Source organism: Thalassobacillus pellis (assembly GCF_016908295.1).
In the GTDB taxonomy this organism is placed as follows: Bacteria; Bacillota; Bacilli; order Bacillales; family Halobacillaceae; genus Thalassobacillus; species Thalassobacillus pellis.
The window spans coordinates 836,165-850,640 of the sequence record NZ_JAFBDO010000001.1 but is presented as its reverse complement, the minus strand read 5'-3'; the positions used below and the strand labels follow the sequence as shown (position 1 = coordinate 850,640).

Below are 14,476 nucleotides of genomic sequence, written 5' to 3'. Positions count from 1 at the left end.
CCATATTATGGTTCTCCTGGGGTCTATTATGAAAAGTTTCGACGCTGAGCTGTACTTATAGCAATATACGCCTCAGGGCCTAAAGCAAAATATAGCTGAGGCTCATTATGGAAAAACGTTAATCTCGGTAAGATGGAAGCAAGATAAGAGAAAGGAGGCGGATGAAGTGAAGAAATTCATGCTATTTATCGGAGGATTAATTGCACTGTTTGTCCTACTGGCAAACCTTGGGCCGATGATTTTGCTTGGGGTTAGCGTGTGGCTTTTGTATATCGCGTTCAAGCAATTCATCAAGAGTAACTCCATCGCCGCGAAAATCGGCTGGGTTATCGCTGGCCTGATTGTGCTTAGCGTTGCTGTTGCCAACATTTATGCCGTTATTGGCCTGGCTGCAGCTTATGTGTTGTATGTCATTTATAAAAAATGGCATGGCGGTAAAAACGAGGACGAATGGGAAGCCAAAACGACTGATGACCCATTCACCAATTTTGAAAAGCAATGGGCAGAAATGAAAAATTATTAATAAGGAGAGATGAAGAATGGCAAACTTATTTACACGCATCAAAGAATCGGTTTCCGCTGATTTCCATGATTTATTGGATCAAAAAGAACAAAAGAATCCGATGGCACTATTGAATCAATACCTTCGACAAAGCGAGCAGGAAACGGAAAAGGTAAGAAAGCTGGTAGAGCGCCAGCATCGTTTGAAAGAGGAGTTTACCCGGGAACTTCATAAAGCCGAAGACCTGGCAAACAAACGTAAGCATCAGGCTGAAATTGCAAATAAAGCCGGTGAAGACGCTATGTACGAGTTTGCGATGAAGGAATACGAGGAATACGCAAGCAGAGCAGACCGGATGAAAGCTTCCCGTGAAGATGCAGTCAACCAGCTGGAAGAACTTGAGCAGAAATACGAGGAAATGAAACATAAGCTGAAAGATATGCACTTACGCCGTCTTGAACTGATGGGAAAGGAAAACGTAGCAAGGGCTCATCACAGAATGAATTCCGTGATTGAAAGAACATCCCATGATTCTTACTCCAGATTTTCCGAAATGGAGCATTACATCGATGATTTAGAATACAAAGTGAACAGTGCCTACTACCGCAATACATTTGACAGTAAAATCGCCCAGCTCGAAAAGCAAATGCAGGAACAAGAAAAAGCGGAAGCGAATCATTAGAAAACATGGTATTCTGAAAAGGCGCAGCAAATTGCGTCTTTTCTATTACTATTTTTTACAGAACTTTATCCCTGGTTCCACATATTAAAGTACATAAATGTAAAGGAGGAGCTGCAATGTTACAAAAAATGAAAACAGATACGTTGAACTGGCTGATAATCATTGGCGTGCTCCTCTTTGTCATTGAGGTAGCCTTTTTCCATGGAGGGTTGATTTTCTCGGTGGTATTTTCTGGTCTATTCATTTATCTCGGCTGGAAAAGATATGCGAAGCTCTGGGGGAAGGTGCTTTTTTGGATAGGACTTATCACGTTGATTATAACCATACTGAACATGATCGCCGTCAGGTTTCTGTTGATCGCTGGGGTTGTCATGTTTTTACTCCATTATTCCCGATCAAAAAAGAATCCGCAGTACATCAGACCAGAGTGGACGGAAGGAAATCCTCCCTGCAAAGAATCTGTATTTAAAAAAGAACCGCTGTTTCAGCAAAAGTTTTTTGGGGACCAGCAGACAGCAGATACAGCATATCAATGGAATGACATCAATATTCATGGGGGATTCGGTGACAGGGTAATTGATTTAAGTAATACCGTTCTGCCTGAAGACACGGCTGTCATATCGATCAGGCATATGATCGGCAGCATTGTTGTCTACGTACCTTATGAAGTGGAAGTCAGTATCCATCATGGCGCGATTTTTGGGAGGGCAAATATTTTCGGTCACCAGCACCTGCGCCTGATGAATCAGACTGTCTCTTATCAGACAGAAGGATATGCCAAGAATAAACCAAGGGTGAAAATTATTACGACAATGCTCTCAGGTGATTTTGAGGTGAAGCGGGTATGAGGCTGGTTGTACGACAGATGCTGTTATGTGTGCTGTTCAGTCTTGTAGTTGCTATCGGCATGATCGGCGTCAGCTTAATCGCGTTTCCAATGCCTGGCTGGTCATATTTGCTTGAAGTTGAAATTTTTGATGTTCCTTACCTTATGCTTATTGTTGTATTGCCTGTTTCAGCGGGGCTTATTATCGGTTTTTTATATGGGGGGTTCTGGCGGCAGAAACTGCACAGGATTGATCGGCAGCTGCTCGATCTTATCAAAGGGCAGAAGAGGACGAATATCGAAGAAGATCCTTTTCAGGAAATTACAGATATTCAAGATCATATTACCCAATTGGAAGAAAAAATGACAAAGCAGGCGGAGTTATCGCAACGGCTTGCAACAGAAAGGGCGAATGAACGGGAGAAAAGCTTACAGGAAGTTGTTATCCAGGAACGGAACAGGCTTGCCCGGGAACTCCATGATTCCGTAAGCCAACAGTTATTCGCTGCATCGATGATGATGTCAGCAATCAATGATACCAATCCACCTGAAAATGAAACAATGCAGAATCAATTGGTCATGGTTGAAAAAATGATTCACCAGTCTCAGCTGGAGATGCGGGCATTGCTGCTCCATTTGCGGCCGGTAGCTTTGAAGGGAAAATCCCTTCATGAAGGTGTCGAAGAATTGCTGGAGGAACTTACACAAAAGGTCCCCATGGAAATTGAGTGGAATATCGAGGATATCAGAATTGATAAAGGGATAGAAGATCAGCTGTTCCGAATTTTACAGGAGTCTGTATCTAATACTTTAAGGCACGCCAAAGCTGATTCCCTGGAAGTGAGGCTGATCGAGAGGGATGGAATGATTATCATGCGTGTCGTCGACGACGGGGTGGGCTTCAATGTGGAACAGGTGAAGACAAGCTCTTATGGCCTGCAAAATATGCAGGAGCGTGCATTTGAAGTAGGAGGCACATTGAAAATAGTCAGCCTGCAAGAACAGGGAACAAGACTGGAAGTTAAAATTCCTAATAGCAAGAAGGAAGGTGAAGACCATGATTAGAGTGCTGTTTGCCGATGATCATGAAATGGTCCGTATTGGTGTATCTGCTTACCTGTCAGCCCAAAAGGATATCGAGGTTATTGCAGAAGCGGATGATGGCGGAGAAGCAGTCCGTATGGCGTTAGACCTTAAACCAGATGTTATTTTGATGGATCTTGTCATGAAAGAAATGGATGGGATCGAAGCGACAAAGCAGATCACTTCCTCCTGGCCGGAAGCTAAAATCATCATTGTCACCAGCTTCCTTGATGATGAAAAGGTATATCCTGCCTTAGAAGCTGGGGCAACAAGCTATATGCTGAAAACTTCCAAAGCAGATGAAATTGCCTCCGCTATTCGTGCCACTTATGACGGGCAGTCCATCCTCGAACCGGAAGTTACAGGAAAAATCATGAATCGCATGCGGGAAAAGCCAATCAATCATCTCCATGAACAACTGACGAGCAGGGAAATGGAAATTTTACTTAAAATCGCTGAAGGAAAGACTAATCAGGAAATTGCTGACGAACTATACATTGCCTTGAAAACGGTAAAAGTTCATGTCAGTAATATTCTTGGAAAGCTGGAGGTCCATGACAGGACACAGGCTGTCATCTACGCTTTCAAGCATGATCTGGTCGAATAAATAAAGGAGCGTGAGCCGTCGTATCGGTTTACAGCTCTTTTTTGTTTTGATTGGAATTTGACATTCATCAGTAAATCCGGTAAAATTATCTCAAATTCAAGATATTTTTAGAATCATAGTCAGGAGGATTATGATGGAATTATTAGGATTACACCATGTTTCAATTCTGACAGGAAAAGCAGAAGAGAATTATAAATTTTATACAGAAGTAATGGGGATGCGTCTGATAAAAAAATCGGTCAATCAAGATGATACCCAGTCTTACCATCTTTTTTATGGGGATGCGAAAGGGAGTCCTGGAACGGAACTTACCTTCTTTGATATTCCCGGACTTGGAAGAACCCACCCGGGTGTTTCCAGTATTTCTTCGACTTCGCTGCGGGTAAAAGATACGGAGGCACTCCAATACTGGGAAAAACGTCTTAAGCACCATGACATCAAGCATGAAGGCATAGTCCAGCGTGCTGGCAGGGATACACTTGCTTTCAAAGATCAGGAAGGAACAAGGGTAATTTTGGTTGCTGATAATAATGAAGAGGGAGTAGCACCTGGAGAACCTTGGGATCAAACGGAAGTACCGGCAGAGTTTGCGATCCTCGGCCTTGGGCCTGTGACTCTGACTGTTAACGATGAAAAACCAACTGAGCAAGTTTTGACCGGACTAATGGGATTTACCCGCAAAGGAAGCTATTCTTCCCTGGTCAGCACCGATCTCCCTGACATCCAGGTCTATTCGACCGGAAAAGGCGGAGCGGGAGCGGAAGTTCATATTGAACCACGTCCTGATCTTCCTAAAGAACGTCTCGGCCGTGGAGGGGTCCACCATGTCGCCTTCCGTGTTCCGAATGAAGAGGAGTATGACCGTTGGGCAGAACGAATCCAGCAGGCAGGTTTGATGAATTCAGGAAAAGTCGACAGGTTCTATTTCAAAGCTCTGTATTTCCGGGAACCAAATGGCATACTTTTTGAACTTTCTACGGATACACCAGGATTTGATATCGATGAGCCTGTGGAATCTCTAGGCGAGCGATTGTCACTGCCGCCATTTTTAGAATCAAAACGGCCGGAAATCGAAGCGAAACTTCGTCCATTAGAATTAAAATAAAGCTACAAAAAAAGGAGCTGCTGGCTCCTTTAAGCTTGTGGTGAAACCCTGTTTTTTCCGCAAGCTTTTTTCTTAAAGCCAGGAGCGAAGGACCCTTCCCTTTCCGCGGACGAGCGCCCGAGCTTCCTCCCGAAACCCACGCTCGGCGATCTCGGCTCCCTCGTTCTTCCGCAGGAGTGGGAGGGTCCTCGCTCCTTGAATTTTCTTTAAAACAGAAAAAGACTCTCCTTCACCTAGCTCACCCTAGCTAGATGGAGGGCAATCTTTTTCATGTACTGGCAGACAGCCCTCATCAGCGCCAGTTCCTTCACTTTCTCTTTTCTCATGCGGTAGATCCACTTTCCTTCATTGAAAAGACAAACCTCTCTGTGGCAAAGAACGCCACGGTGAGGCTTGTCTTAAGCTGGTCGGGGGTGAACAAGGCGCTTGTGCTTTTGTTATGGTACTATAGGGAATTCATCCTTGGCATGGTAAACTAGACAGAGAAGCTTTTCAACTATTACTAGCTAAGGATGTGAATACATGGGTTACGAAGATTCTAAGAAGAATGAACAGGTACATACGGATTTCCGGGAAAAAATGACCTATGGCGAGTATCTTGACCTTGATAGATTGTTATCTTCACAGAATCGCCTGTCGGATCACCATGATGAGATGCTGTTCATCATTATTCATCAGGTCAGTGAACTATGGATGAAGCTGATTCTCCATGAGCTTCGTGCGGCGATATCAGCAATTAGGTGTGGTGATATGCAGGCGGCATTCAAAATGCTGGCAAGGGTGTCTAAAATCCAGACGCAAATCATCCACGCCTGGGATGTGCTCTCCACTTTGACCCCGTCTGAATACGTCGAATTCCGCGACCAGCTGGGCCAGGCATCTGGCTTTCAATCCTATCAATACAGGATGGTTGAATTTGCACTCGGCTACAAAACATCTCATGTCTTGAAAATATATGAAAAAGACCCTGAGCTTCATAAAAAATTGATGGAAGCTTATCGTGCCCCAAGCATTTATGATGCCGCTATAGAAGCCCTTGCCAAAGCAGGCCTTGAAGTTAATCCAGAGCTTGTAGACAGGGATTTTACTCAAACTTACCATGGTGACTCTTCTGTAGAAGCCGCATGGATGGAAGTCTACTCTGATGTCGAAAAGTATTGGGATCTCTATCAGCTGGCAGAAAAACTTGTAGATATGGAAGATTGGCTTCAGCAATGGCGTTTCCGTCACATGAAAACAGTGGAAAGAATTATCGGCCATAAAACAGGTACAGGCGGTTCTTCTGGTGTAGGGTATTTGAAGAAGGTATTGGATCACCGCTTTTTTCCTGAGTTATGGGATATTCGTACAAAATTGTGACTTTTTGGCCGGTTTGCCATGATAATTTACTTGTTTTTAACGATTATTGAAAAAAATTTGTCGATTAATATTACAGTCATGTTACAATAAGGTTGCTCAATATAACATGTAAGAAGGGTAATCTTATGATAAAACCATTTATTATATATTTGTCATTGGTCGTTCTGCTAGTATTGACTGCATGTTCGATGATGGTGGCCAATACGAAAGATAGCGAAAGTCGGCTGACAAACCTGGAAAAAAGTGAACAATTTAAGATCGATATTGATTCCATCATAGAGGAATACGATGAGTATCGTCTTGCCGTTCATTTTCCCGAGACATCAAATGACCATCTGAACCAGGTTGTGCTTGATTATATTAATAAGCAAATCGCTGACTTCAAGCAAAAAAGCTACCAACGCAATAAAAAAATGGAGGGAGATTTCCCTCACGAATTGAATATTGAATATGAAATACTCTATCTTAAAGGTAGCTTGCTTGGCGTGGAATTTACAGAGAAGGCAAGCTTCAAGAGAGAGCAGACTTTGATTGAGAAAACAATTTTGAACTATGATCTGAAAAATGGGGAGCGTCTGCAGTTTAAGAATCTTTTTAAACAAAAGAGTGATGTGAAAGCACTCTCATCTTTTCTGCCGGTAGAAGGGGAGGAAATACTAACGGAGGAGTCTGTACAGTTTTATTTTGCGGATGAGGGGCTCGCTGTTTCACCACGGATACCTTTGCCTGCTAACAAGGTGAAAATTATACCAAAAGAGGAAATAAGTTCATTATTGAAGGAACGATATGCAGCTATTTTCGACATCAAATCACGGGAGTTGTTATCTGTCCCGTACAGTAAGCGAAAAGACGCCTCTTCTGTGGACATCAAAACATATCCTTTAAAAAACAACAAACAAGGTAAGAAAGTAGCGTTAACCTTTGATGATGGTCCTCATCGTGCCACAACCTTGAAAATTGCTAAAATCCTTGATGCTTATGAAGTGAAAGCCACGTTTTTTGTTTTAGGAAACCGGGTGAAATACTACCCGGAAGTTTTGAAAAAACTACATGAAATCGGACATGAAATCGGAAATCATTCATGGAGCCACCGCCAGCTGGAGGGGTTGACTAAGGAGGAGCTGAAGCAGCAGATTACGGTTTCAGAAAAGGCGATTGAGGCTGTCATAGGGGAGAAGCCAGCTCTACTCCGGCCGCCATACGGGGCTGTTGATAGCAAAGTCAGGCAATATGCAAACAGTCCATTGATCGGTCATTCCATCAGTACTGACCTATGGCGTCATCATAATGCCAATAAGGCAGTAAAAGATGTGATGTCCAAGGTAGGGGAAGGAGATATCATCACTCTTCAAGGCATTTCCCCCACCTCGGTGGATACAGTCAAACAGTTGGTCAGACAATTGATCGAGGAAGGTTATCAGCTTGTAACAGTAAGTGAATTGCTGCATTTGAACCAGCTTGACACAGCCGAAAAGAATGGCCGTGTATTCACAGAGGCTATTAATTAAAAAACGTAGCGATGGATTAAATCCATCGCTACGTTTTTTTAATAAGTAAGCTTCTACCCTGACAAAACACTATTCATTGTTAAGCCTGTCTTTAAGCCATTCCTTCCATCGATCAAATTGGACAAGAAAACCATCGTGGCCATAGTCCGTCTCCACATGGTGATGGTCGCCTGCTGGAACACAAAGGCTGAATGGATGCATAAGCTCATATGGATAAAGCAGGTCACGGGAAAAACTCAGAGAATAAACGGGAGCCAGATAGTTCTGTGCTGCCTGTTCCCATCCCCCTCGGCCACGGCCGATATCATGATGGTTCATTGCTTCCAACAAAGTCAGGTAACTATTCGCATCAAATCTGTTATTGATCTTATCTCCTTGATAATCCAAGTAACTTTGCACATCATAATGCTTGTCGTGGTTCAGTTTTCTCCCAAATCTTTTTTGAAATAATGGTTCACTTCGGTAGGTCACCATACCTGTCATCCTGGCAATAGCAAAGCCCTTCATTTCTGCAGACTCGCTATATTCACCGCCGCACCATTCTGGATCTGACCGGATGGCGGAAGCCCCGATATGATTGAAGGCAATGCCGTAATCGGACAGATAAGGAGTAGCTGCGAGAACGAATAACTTTTTCATGTAATCCGGATAAAGCAGTCCCCATTCAAGCGCTTGCATACCTCCAAGGGATCCACCGATTACTGCCTCTGCTTTTTTAAAACCTAATTTCTTCAAAGCGAGATACTGTGCATGGACCATATCTCGAATCGTTATAGTCGGAAAATTACAGCGGTAGATTCTTCCTGTTTCAGGATGCAAGGAAGCAGGACCAGTTGAGCCATGACATCCGCCGATCGTGTTAAAGCAAATCGTCTGGAATTGCTCTAAATTGATCGCCTTTTCTTGTCCATAACCAGCAAGTTCTGACCACCAGCCGGGATCGTCATCTGTGCCAATAGCATATTGATTGCCTGTCAGGGCATGACATATCAATAGGAGCGGTGACTCAGGATTGCCCGCCTGTTCATAAGCGAGTATGACTTCTGGAAGAATTTCGCCCGATTCAAGGGGGAAAGATTCCAGTGTTATTTTGTTTATGGTCGGGCGATCGACCTGTTGGTTGGCGGCCATATCCAAAGCTCCTTTCTCTATTTATAAGGTTAAGGCTACATCTGCCTGATCGGATGCTTTTCGCAAAGTCACGGCGCGTTCGTATATATTATCCCCGGTCACTACATTGATAGAAAGACCATCAGGTGTGGATGTGTTCTCTTTTACCCAGACCAGTGCAGGGTCGAGCTTGTTTATTTCTGTTTTACGATCATTTAATGCCTGTGCTGTTTCGCTAAAGACAATATCCACTTTTTCCTCGGATGTTTCTACTTCTTCTGCCCCTTTTATAACGAAACCCAAACGCTCAAGTTTTCGTAGCGAAGTTTTTTCGTGTTCGGAAAGCTCTCCTACAGTAACGATGATTCGCCTGCGTAATTCTCCATTCTCCCTGTCGAGGGAGGAAGCGAGGACGGCATGGATAGGATCTTCCTTTTTCAGACGAATAGGGTTGGTCGCGCCATTTGCTTTTTCAATCGCTTTGTCCAAATCATTAAGCAAATCCTTTGTTGACTCTAACCCAATTGACAGTCGGATCATTTCTTCCGTGACTCCTGACTTTTCCAGGTCCTGAGCACTCAATTGCTGATGCGTGGTAGAGGCAGGGTGGATGATCAATGATTTGGCATCTCCGACATTTGCCACGTGTGACCAGAGGTTTATATTGTCAATCACTTTACGACCTGCGTCTCGTCCCCCTTTAATGCCAAACACAAGAATGGAGCCTGCCCCATGGTGGAGATATTTTTTTGCTAATGGATAAGTTGGATGTTCTTCAAGTCCTGGGTAATTCACCCATTCGACCCCATCATGATCCTTTAGATGATTTGCTACCTCTAGTGCGTTTTCTGTGTGTTTTTTTACGCGAAGGTGCAGCGTTTCCAATCCCTGCAGCAGTAAAAATGCATTCTGCGGACTGAGGCAGGCACCGATATCACGGAGGAGCTGGACGCGTAGTTTGATGGCAAATGCCAATGGCCCAACATCGTGCCCAAAGCGAATTCCGTGATAGCTTTCGTCAGGTTCTGTAAAGCCTGGGAATTTTCCGTTTGTCCAATCAAACCTTCCACCGTCCACAACTACACCACCTATTGTGGTTCCATGACCACCGATCCATTTCGTAGCGGAATGGACAACGATGTCTGCTCCCCAGGTGATTGGCTTGCAAACGTAAGGGGTGGCAAAGGTATTATCGATGATAAGTGGAATTCCGTTATCGTGGGCGATGTCTGCGACAGCTTCCACATCGAGCACATTCAGGCTTGGGTTACCGATAATTTCAGAAAAAATGGCTTTTGTCTTCGGAGTTATCGCTTCTCTGAAATTTTCAGGATTTGTACTGTCCACAAATTTCACGGAAATCCCATAGCGGGGAAGGGTGTGAGTGAACAGGTTGTAAGTACCTCCGTAAAGGTTAGTGGAAGTTACGATTTCGTCTCCTGCACTTGCTACGTTCAAAATAGAGAGGGTGATCGCAGCCATTCCAGAAGATGTCGCAACCGCGCCAGCACCATCTTCCAGAAGTGCGATTCGCTGTTCAAAAGCATCCACTGTCGGGTTCATGATTCTGGTATAGATATTTCCCTGCTCAGCCAGTCCAAATAAATTTTGTGCGTGTTCGGTGTCGCGAAACACATAGGAAGTAGTCTGATAGATAGGAACAGCTCGTGATCCGGTAGATGGATCAGCCTCCTGCCCGCCGTGAAGCAATAGGGTTTCTGGGTCATACTGGTGAAAAGGTAAACTCATAGAAAATTCCTCCTTGAATATTTTAATTTTGTAATAGCATGAAAAGCGGAGAGTGGAGAGAAGGCATTTAGAAAAACTTGGCTTATTGTCAAGTCCTTATGGCGAAAGCCTTAGTTTTACTTATACTTTAATCCTTTAACAAGTTAAGCTTACTTAAAGTATAAAAAAGCCCCCTTCCTAAGAAGAGGGCGTATGTACGTTTCCTCCTCTTATCTTTCAGGTCCGCTGACCTGTAGGAATTAGCACCTTTTCAAACAAAAGCTTGATGGTTGCCGGGCATCAAAGGGCCTAGTCCCTCCGCCGCTCTCGATAAGAGATTCAATTTTCCAGTTCATGTATATGCTTGTAACGTATTTTAGATGAAACCCTTTTTAAAGTCAAACAATTTTTTATGTTCTGACGAATACTTCTTTTTTCTGTACTATGTTTCAGCGGTCAGAGGACGGGGAAGGGTTTATCAAGAACAAAAGATAGAGGAGTGAAAGCAATGAAACAATATAGTGTAGAGCCAAATAAAGATGTAACAGGCTGGTTTGTAAAAATCGAGGATACAGCTCCTACAGATTTATATGATGAGAAGGATACTGCAATTGAAAAAGCTGAAGAGATGGCAAAGGGTAACAAGCCAAGCAAGCTTAGTATCCAGGACGAGAATAAAGAAGTCATTGAAGAAAGAACTTACTAATTATTTGAATCAAAAAGATATTATAGAAAGAATGCCTCGGAGAATATGTTTTCTCGGAGGCGTTTTTTCATTCTGGGAAATTACAAAAGTGGAGGCGTTTTTCGTCAGCTTCAAAAGTGGCGACAAATTGGGAAGTCCCCGCTTCATACAACTCGAAAGAGTGTTAAGCTGCGTTAGTTCACTAGCTAAATAATACGGATTCGGCTACGCTTAATAGAGATTAATAAACGAAGGGTGAAAATAATAATGGCTAATACATATGATGTCCTCGTGGTAGGGGCGAGAGCTGCTGGAGCAAGCCTTGCTATTTTATTGGGACGCCTAGGGAAAAAGGTACTGCTCGTGGATAAAGCTTCTTTTCCCAGTGATACATTGTCCACCCATCATCTATCTCATCTTCAATATTTGGAAAAGCTGGGTGTATTGGAAGAGGTACAAAAAGGCGGGCTCAGGAAGGTGACAAGAATGCGGACTTATATCGGAGCAAGCCTGTTCGAGGGGCCGCGCAAGCAATATACTTTGATACCAAAACGAGACTATTTAGATCATATCCTGATTAAAAAAGCGCTTGAATACGAGGGAGTAGAGCTTATGGAAAGGGCTAGAGCGGAAGAATTGTTATGGGACTCAGACCGTGTTTTTGGAGTTAGAATTAGAACCAGAGAAAATGATGTCCAACATTTGTACGCGGATCTTATCGTTGGGGCCGATGGAATGCATTCGCAAGTGTCCCGTTGGGTTGAAGCCGAAAAATATTATTCCTTGCCTGCACTAAGACCTGTGTTTTATGGATATTACCAAGGAATCACTCCACTCGAAGAGACAGCGACAGAAATATTCCTTCAGGATGGTCGAATCGGCTTTTTATTTCCAATGGAAGAGGGCAGAGACTGCCTAGGGTTAGAAATTCTCCCAGAGGAATTTAAAGAATTTGCAAGGAATCCACAGGAACAGTTTGAAAAATATTATAAACAATTTTACAGAATGGATATCCGGATGCAGCATGCAACATTGCAAGGCAGAATTGTTGGTACTAAAGGGGTAGACAATTTTTTCAGAAAACCTTATGGGAAAGGATGGGCGTTAATTGGTGATGCAGGGCACAGCAAGGATCCCAGTACGGGGTTAGGGATGAATGATGCCTTTCTACAATCGTTTCTCCTCGCCGAAGCCCTGGAATTACAGGACGAGGGTCAGGAATGGGAGAAAGTTATGGCTGAATTCCATCAAAAACGTGATGAACAGCTCCTGCCTGGCTATCATATGACATTAGATTACATTCGCTCTATCCGTCCATGGACTGAATCAGAATCAGCCTACACAGATGCCATGACAGCTAATCCGGTCGTCTGGAATAAGCTTGTTCCCCATTTACCGGAATTGCTGCACCACCAATCTGAGGATTCGCCTATCCTCTGGCAGGCCATTCGCCAGGAAGCACAAGAATCCTTGAAAAAAAGTGAATAAGGGCTGGTTGCTGTTGTTTGAGGCTGTTTTTCTTACTTTATGCCAATGCTATTTCGCTGCTCTGCAATGAGTAGTTCTCTTATAACCCGAATGTTAGTATGAAGAAAAGGAATGTAAGGGGGAGAAAAACATGTGGACGAAAACTTCAGCATACGCGAAGCTGCAGGAAATTTATACAGACGAAGTCATGCAGGATGAAAAACGAAGAGTTTTTCAACAGGTATATAACCACTTGCTCGGACATTTGGATGATTTGCAGGCAACCAATGGTCTGAAGGAAGAGGCAGAAAAAAAGCTGAAACTTTTTAAAGAATATACGTTTATGCCAGGAGATAACCTATTTCAATCCATGCGTTATGTGTTCTTAATTGCCCGCGGGGAAAGGGAAGAAGACAGACAAGTGACCCAGCAGCATGTGCAGCGTATTTACCGTGCCTTATTCAAGCCAGCAGGATTGAAAACCCCGCATATTCCAGCGTCGTTCTGGAAGACACCGATCGGCGTTGCCTGTCTAATTGCTGAAAAAGGGGTGGAGACAGCTTATCCTATACTCGATGAAATCATAGAAGCAGAATAAGGAGATGCCTGGCGAGTGCCAGGCATCTATGCTTCATATTTTTTCAAACGCTTGACACGAGAATACGTATAAATAGCAAGACCGCTCCAAATCAGAATGAAAGATAAGAGATGCACATTAGTAAATGGTTCGTGGTATAGAAAAACGCCAATAAATAGCATGATGGTAGGGGCTATATATTGAAGGAAACCGACCATAGACAATGGAATCCGGTTCGCCCCTGCAGCAAATAACAAAAGGGGAATAGCTGTTGCCGCACCCGCACCGAATAGTAGTATGGCGGTCATCGAGAACCAGTCCATGGCGCTCCAGGAAACGGGAAGGCTCAACAAATAGACAGCCGCAATCGGTGTCATAATCAAAGTCTCGATCGTAAGACCGAACATTGCATTAAGTCCTGCTGTTTTCTTCAGCAATCCATAAATCCCGAAACTGAATGCGAGTAGAAGTGCTACCCAGGGGATGGAACCAAAATGATATGTCATATAACCGACTCCGGCTGCCGCGAAGGCAAAAGCAAGCCACTGCGGGCGGCTGAAGGTTTCTTTGAAAAAGATCATTCCCAGCAAAATACTGACGAGCGGGTTTATGTAATAGCCTAAACTGGCTTCAACGACGTGGTCACTGTTAACTGCCCATATATAAGTCAGCCAGTTGATGCTGATGGCAATCGATGCCAGCGTGATGGTGATTGCGCTTCTTTTATTTCCCCATGTTTTCTTTACCTCTTGCTTGAAGGCAGACCATTTTCTCAGACAAAAGACCACAATTGCCATAAAAACAAATGACCATACGATACGGTGCCCAAGGATAGCAAGAGCAGAAACTTCCTGTACCAATTTCCAGTAAATAGGAAGGAACCCCCATAATGTATAAGCGCCAGCCATATAGATAGCGCCAAGTTTGTTTTCGTCCATATGCCTCCCGCCCCCTTATTTCTGTAAGCTATCATTCATCAACTATAAAATATTTCAATAAATTAAAGCAATTTTTTTAACTCGGAATATAAAGGAAAAAGTTAATTCCAGTCCGGGATTTTGTTATGGTTGGCGAGTGTTATGGCCAATGGGAGAATAAAAAAGGGACTGTCTGATAAGTTCAGACAGCCCTTTGGTGTTGTCAGGGAAGTTATAAAGCTGGATGGTTATGGATAACCCTTTTGCATAGGTTATTCCCTCGAGATCTTAAGCCAATCCTCTCTGTGACAAAGACCGTC

At 43.6% G+C, this 14,476-nt stretch carries 14 protein-coding genes and 1 riboswitch; of the genes, 11 read left to right on the top strand and 3 right to left on the bottom strand.

Going from position 1 to position 14,476, the window contains the following annotated elements; translation table 11 throughout:
- The first annotated feature begins 166 nt into the window (after positions 1-166).
- The 8 genes from JOC33_RS04025 (at position 167) to JOC33_RS03990 (ending at position 7,672) form a co-directional block, all read left to right on the top strand.
- Entirely contained in the window at positions 167-523 is a 357-nt protein-coding gene (locus JOC33_RS04025) for a lmo0954 family membrane protein (protein ID WP_205091105.1), read from the top strand.
- Between the two features lie 16 nt (positions 524-539).
- Positions 540-1,184, top strand: coding sequence for a PspA/IM30 family protein (locus JOC33_RS04020; RefSeq protein WP_205091104.1), 645 nt, complete (start codon positions 540-542; stop codon positions 1,182-1,184).
- Between the two features lie 116 nt (positions 1,185-1,300).
- The gene (gene liaF, locus JOC33_RS04015; protein ID WP_205091102.1) at positions 1,301-2,032 is read left to right on the top strand and encodes a cell wall-active antibiotics response protein LiaF; all 732 of its coding nucleotides are present in this window, start codon (positions 1,301-1,303) and stop codon (positions 2,030-2,032) included.
- Positions 2,029-3,075 (top strand): sensor histidine kinase, encoded by a 1,047-nt coding sequence (locus JOC33_RS04010; RefSeq protein ID WP_205091100.1) that lies wholly within the window; start codon positions 2,029-2,031, stop codon positions 3,073-3,075. Before liaF ends, JOC33_RS04010 begins: the two co-directional genes overlap by 4 nt.
- Positions 3,068-3,700: a response regulator transcription factor gene (locus JOC33_RS04005; protein ID WP_205091098.1), complete on the top strand. Its 633-nt coding sequence runs from the start codon at positions 3,068-3,070 to the stop codon at positions 3,698-3,700. Before JOC33_RS04010 ends, JOC33_RS04005 begins: the two co-directional genes overlap by 8 nt.
- A gap of 133 nt (positions 3,701-3,833) precedes the next feature.
- Complete coding sequence (locus tag JOC33_RS04000) at positions 3,834-4,805, top strand: ring-cleaving dioxygenase (protein ID WP_205091543.1); 972 nt, start codon at positions 3,834-3,836, stop codon at positions 4,803-4,805.
- Between the two features lie 522 nt (positions 4,806-5,327).
- Positions 5,328-6,164, top strand: a complete 837-nt coding sequence (kynA, locus tag JOC33_RS03995) for a tryptophan 2,3-dioxygenase (protein ID WP_205091096.1) — start codon at positions 5,328-5,330, stop codon at positions 6,162-6,164.
- Between the two features lie 125 nt (positions 6,165-6,289).
- On the top strand, positions 6,290-7,672 hold the full coding sequence (locus tag JOC33_RS03990; protein WP_205091095.1) for a polysaccharide deacetylase family protein: 1,383 nt from the start codon (positions 6,290-6,292) through the stop codon (positions 7,670-7,672).
- 69 nt (positions 7,673-7,741) lie between these two features.
- Here JOC33_RS03990 and metX read toward each other — a convergent pair whose 3' ends face one another.
- Together metX and JOC33_RS03980 are read right to left on the bottom strand one after the other, a co-directional pair.
- Positions 7,742-8,803, bottom strand: coding sequence for a homoserine O-acetyltransferase MetX (gene metX, locus JOC33_RS03985; RefSeq protein ID WP_205091094.1), 1,062 nt, complete (start codon positions 8,801-8,803; stop codon positions 7,742-7,744).
- Positions 8,804-8,824: 21 nt separating this feature from the next.
- Positions 8,825-10,531 (bottom strand): O-acetylhomoserine aminocarboxypropyltransferase/cysteine synthase family protein, encoded by a 1,707-nt coding sequence (locus tag JOC33_RS03980; protein WP_205091093.1) that lies wholly within the window; start codon positions 10,529-10,531, stop codon positions 8,825-8,827.
- 206 nt (positions 10,532-10,737) lie between these two features.
- A riboswitch (SAM riboswitch) is annotated at positions 10,738-10,847 on the bottom strand.
- A gap of 171 nt (positions 10,848-11,018) precedes the next feature.
- Between JOC33_RS03980 and JOC33_RS03975 the strand changes: the two genes are divergently transcribed.
- The 3 genes from JOC33_RS03975 (at position 11,019) to JOC33_RS03965 (ending at position 13,260) form a co-directional block, all read left to right on the top strand.
- Positions 11,019-11,216 (top strand): DUF2188 domain-containing protein, encoded by a 198-nt coding sequence (locus JOC33_RS03975; protein ID WP_205091092.1) that lies wholly within the window; start codon positions 11,019-11,021, stop codon positions 11,214-11,216.
- A 246-nt stretch (positions 11,217-11,462) separates the two neighbouring features.
- A complete protein-coding gene (locus JOC33_RS03970) occupies positions 11,463-12,683 on the top strand; it encodes an NAD(P)/FAD-dependent oxidoreductase (protein ID WP_205091091.1) in 1,221 nt (406 codons plus the stop codon).
- Positions 12,684-12,813: 130 nt separating this feature from the next.
- Complete coding sequence (locus JOC33_RS03965) at positions 12,814-13,260, top strand: hypothetical protein (RefSeq protein ID WP_205091090.1); 447 nt, start codon at positions 12,814-12,816, stop codon at positions 13,258-13,260.
- 26 nt (positions 13,261-13,286) lie between these two features.
- On the opposite strand, the gene rarD is transcribed toward JOC33_RS03965, so the two are convergent.
- On the bottom strand, positions 13,287-14,177 hold the full coding sequence (gene rarD, locus JOC33_RS03960) for an EamA family transporter RarD (RefSeq protein ID WP_205091088.1): 891 nt from the start codon (positions 14,175-14,177) through the stop codon (positions 13,287-13,289).
- Positions 14,178-14,476 lie beyond the last annotated feature (299 nt).

Coding starts and splice junctions, on each gene's coding strand:
- JOC33_RS04020 (WP_205091104.1), top strand. CDS start 540: ATGGCAAACTTATTTACACGCATCAAAGAATCGGTTTCCGCTGATTTC.
- liaF (WP_205091102.1), top strand. CDS start 1,301: ATGTTACAAAAAATGAAAACAGATACGTTGAACTGGCTGATAATCATT.
- JOC33_RS04010 (WP_205091100.1), top strand. CDS start 2,029: ATGAGGCTGGTTGTACGACAGATGCTGTTATGTGTGCTGTTCAGTCTT.
- JOC33_RS04005 (WP_205091098.1), top strand. CDS start 3,068: ATGATTAGAGTGCTGTTTGCCGATGATCATGAAATGGTCCGTATTGGT.
- JOC33_RS04000 (WP_205091543.1), top strand. CDS start 3,834: ATGGAATTATTAGGATTACACCATGTTTCAATTCTGACAGGAAAAGCA.
- kynA (WP_205091096.1), top strand. CDS start 5,328: ATGGGTTACGAAGATTCTAAGAAGAATGAACAGGTACATACGGATTTC.
- JOC33_RS03990 (WP_205091095.1), top strand. CDS start 6,290: ATGATAAAACCATTTATTATATATTTGTCATTGGTCGTTCTGCTAGTA.
- metX (WP_205091094.1), bottom strand. CDS start 8,803: ATGGCCGCCAACCAACAGGTCGATCGCCCGACCATAAACAAAATAACA.
- JOC33_RS03980 (WP_205091093.1), bottom strand. CDS start 10,531: ATGAGTTTACCTTTTCACCAGTATGACCCAGAAACCCTATTGCTTCAC.
- JOC33_RS03975 (WP_205091092.1), top strand. CDS start 11,019: ATGAAACAATATAGTGTAGAGCCAAATAAAGATGTAACAGGCTGGTTT.
- JOC33_RS03970 (WP_205091091.1), top strand. CDS start 11,463: ATGGCTAATACATATGATGTCCTCGTGGTAGGGGCGAGAGCTGCTGGA.
- JOC33_RS03965 (WP_205091090.1), top strand. CDS start 12,814: ATGTGGACGAAAACTTCAGCATACGCGAAGCTGCAGGAAATTTATACA.
- rarD (WP_205091088.1), bottom strand. CDS start 14,177: ATGGACGAAAACAAACTTGGCGCTATCTATATGGCTGGCGCTTATACA.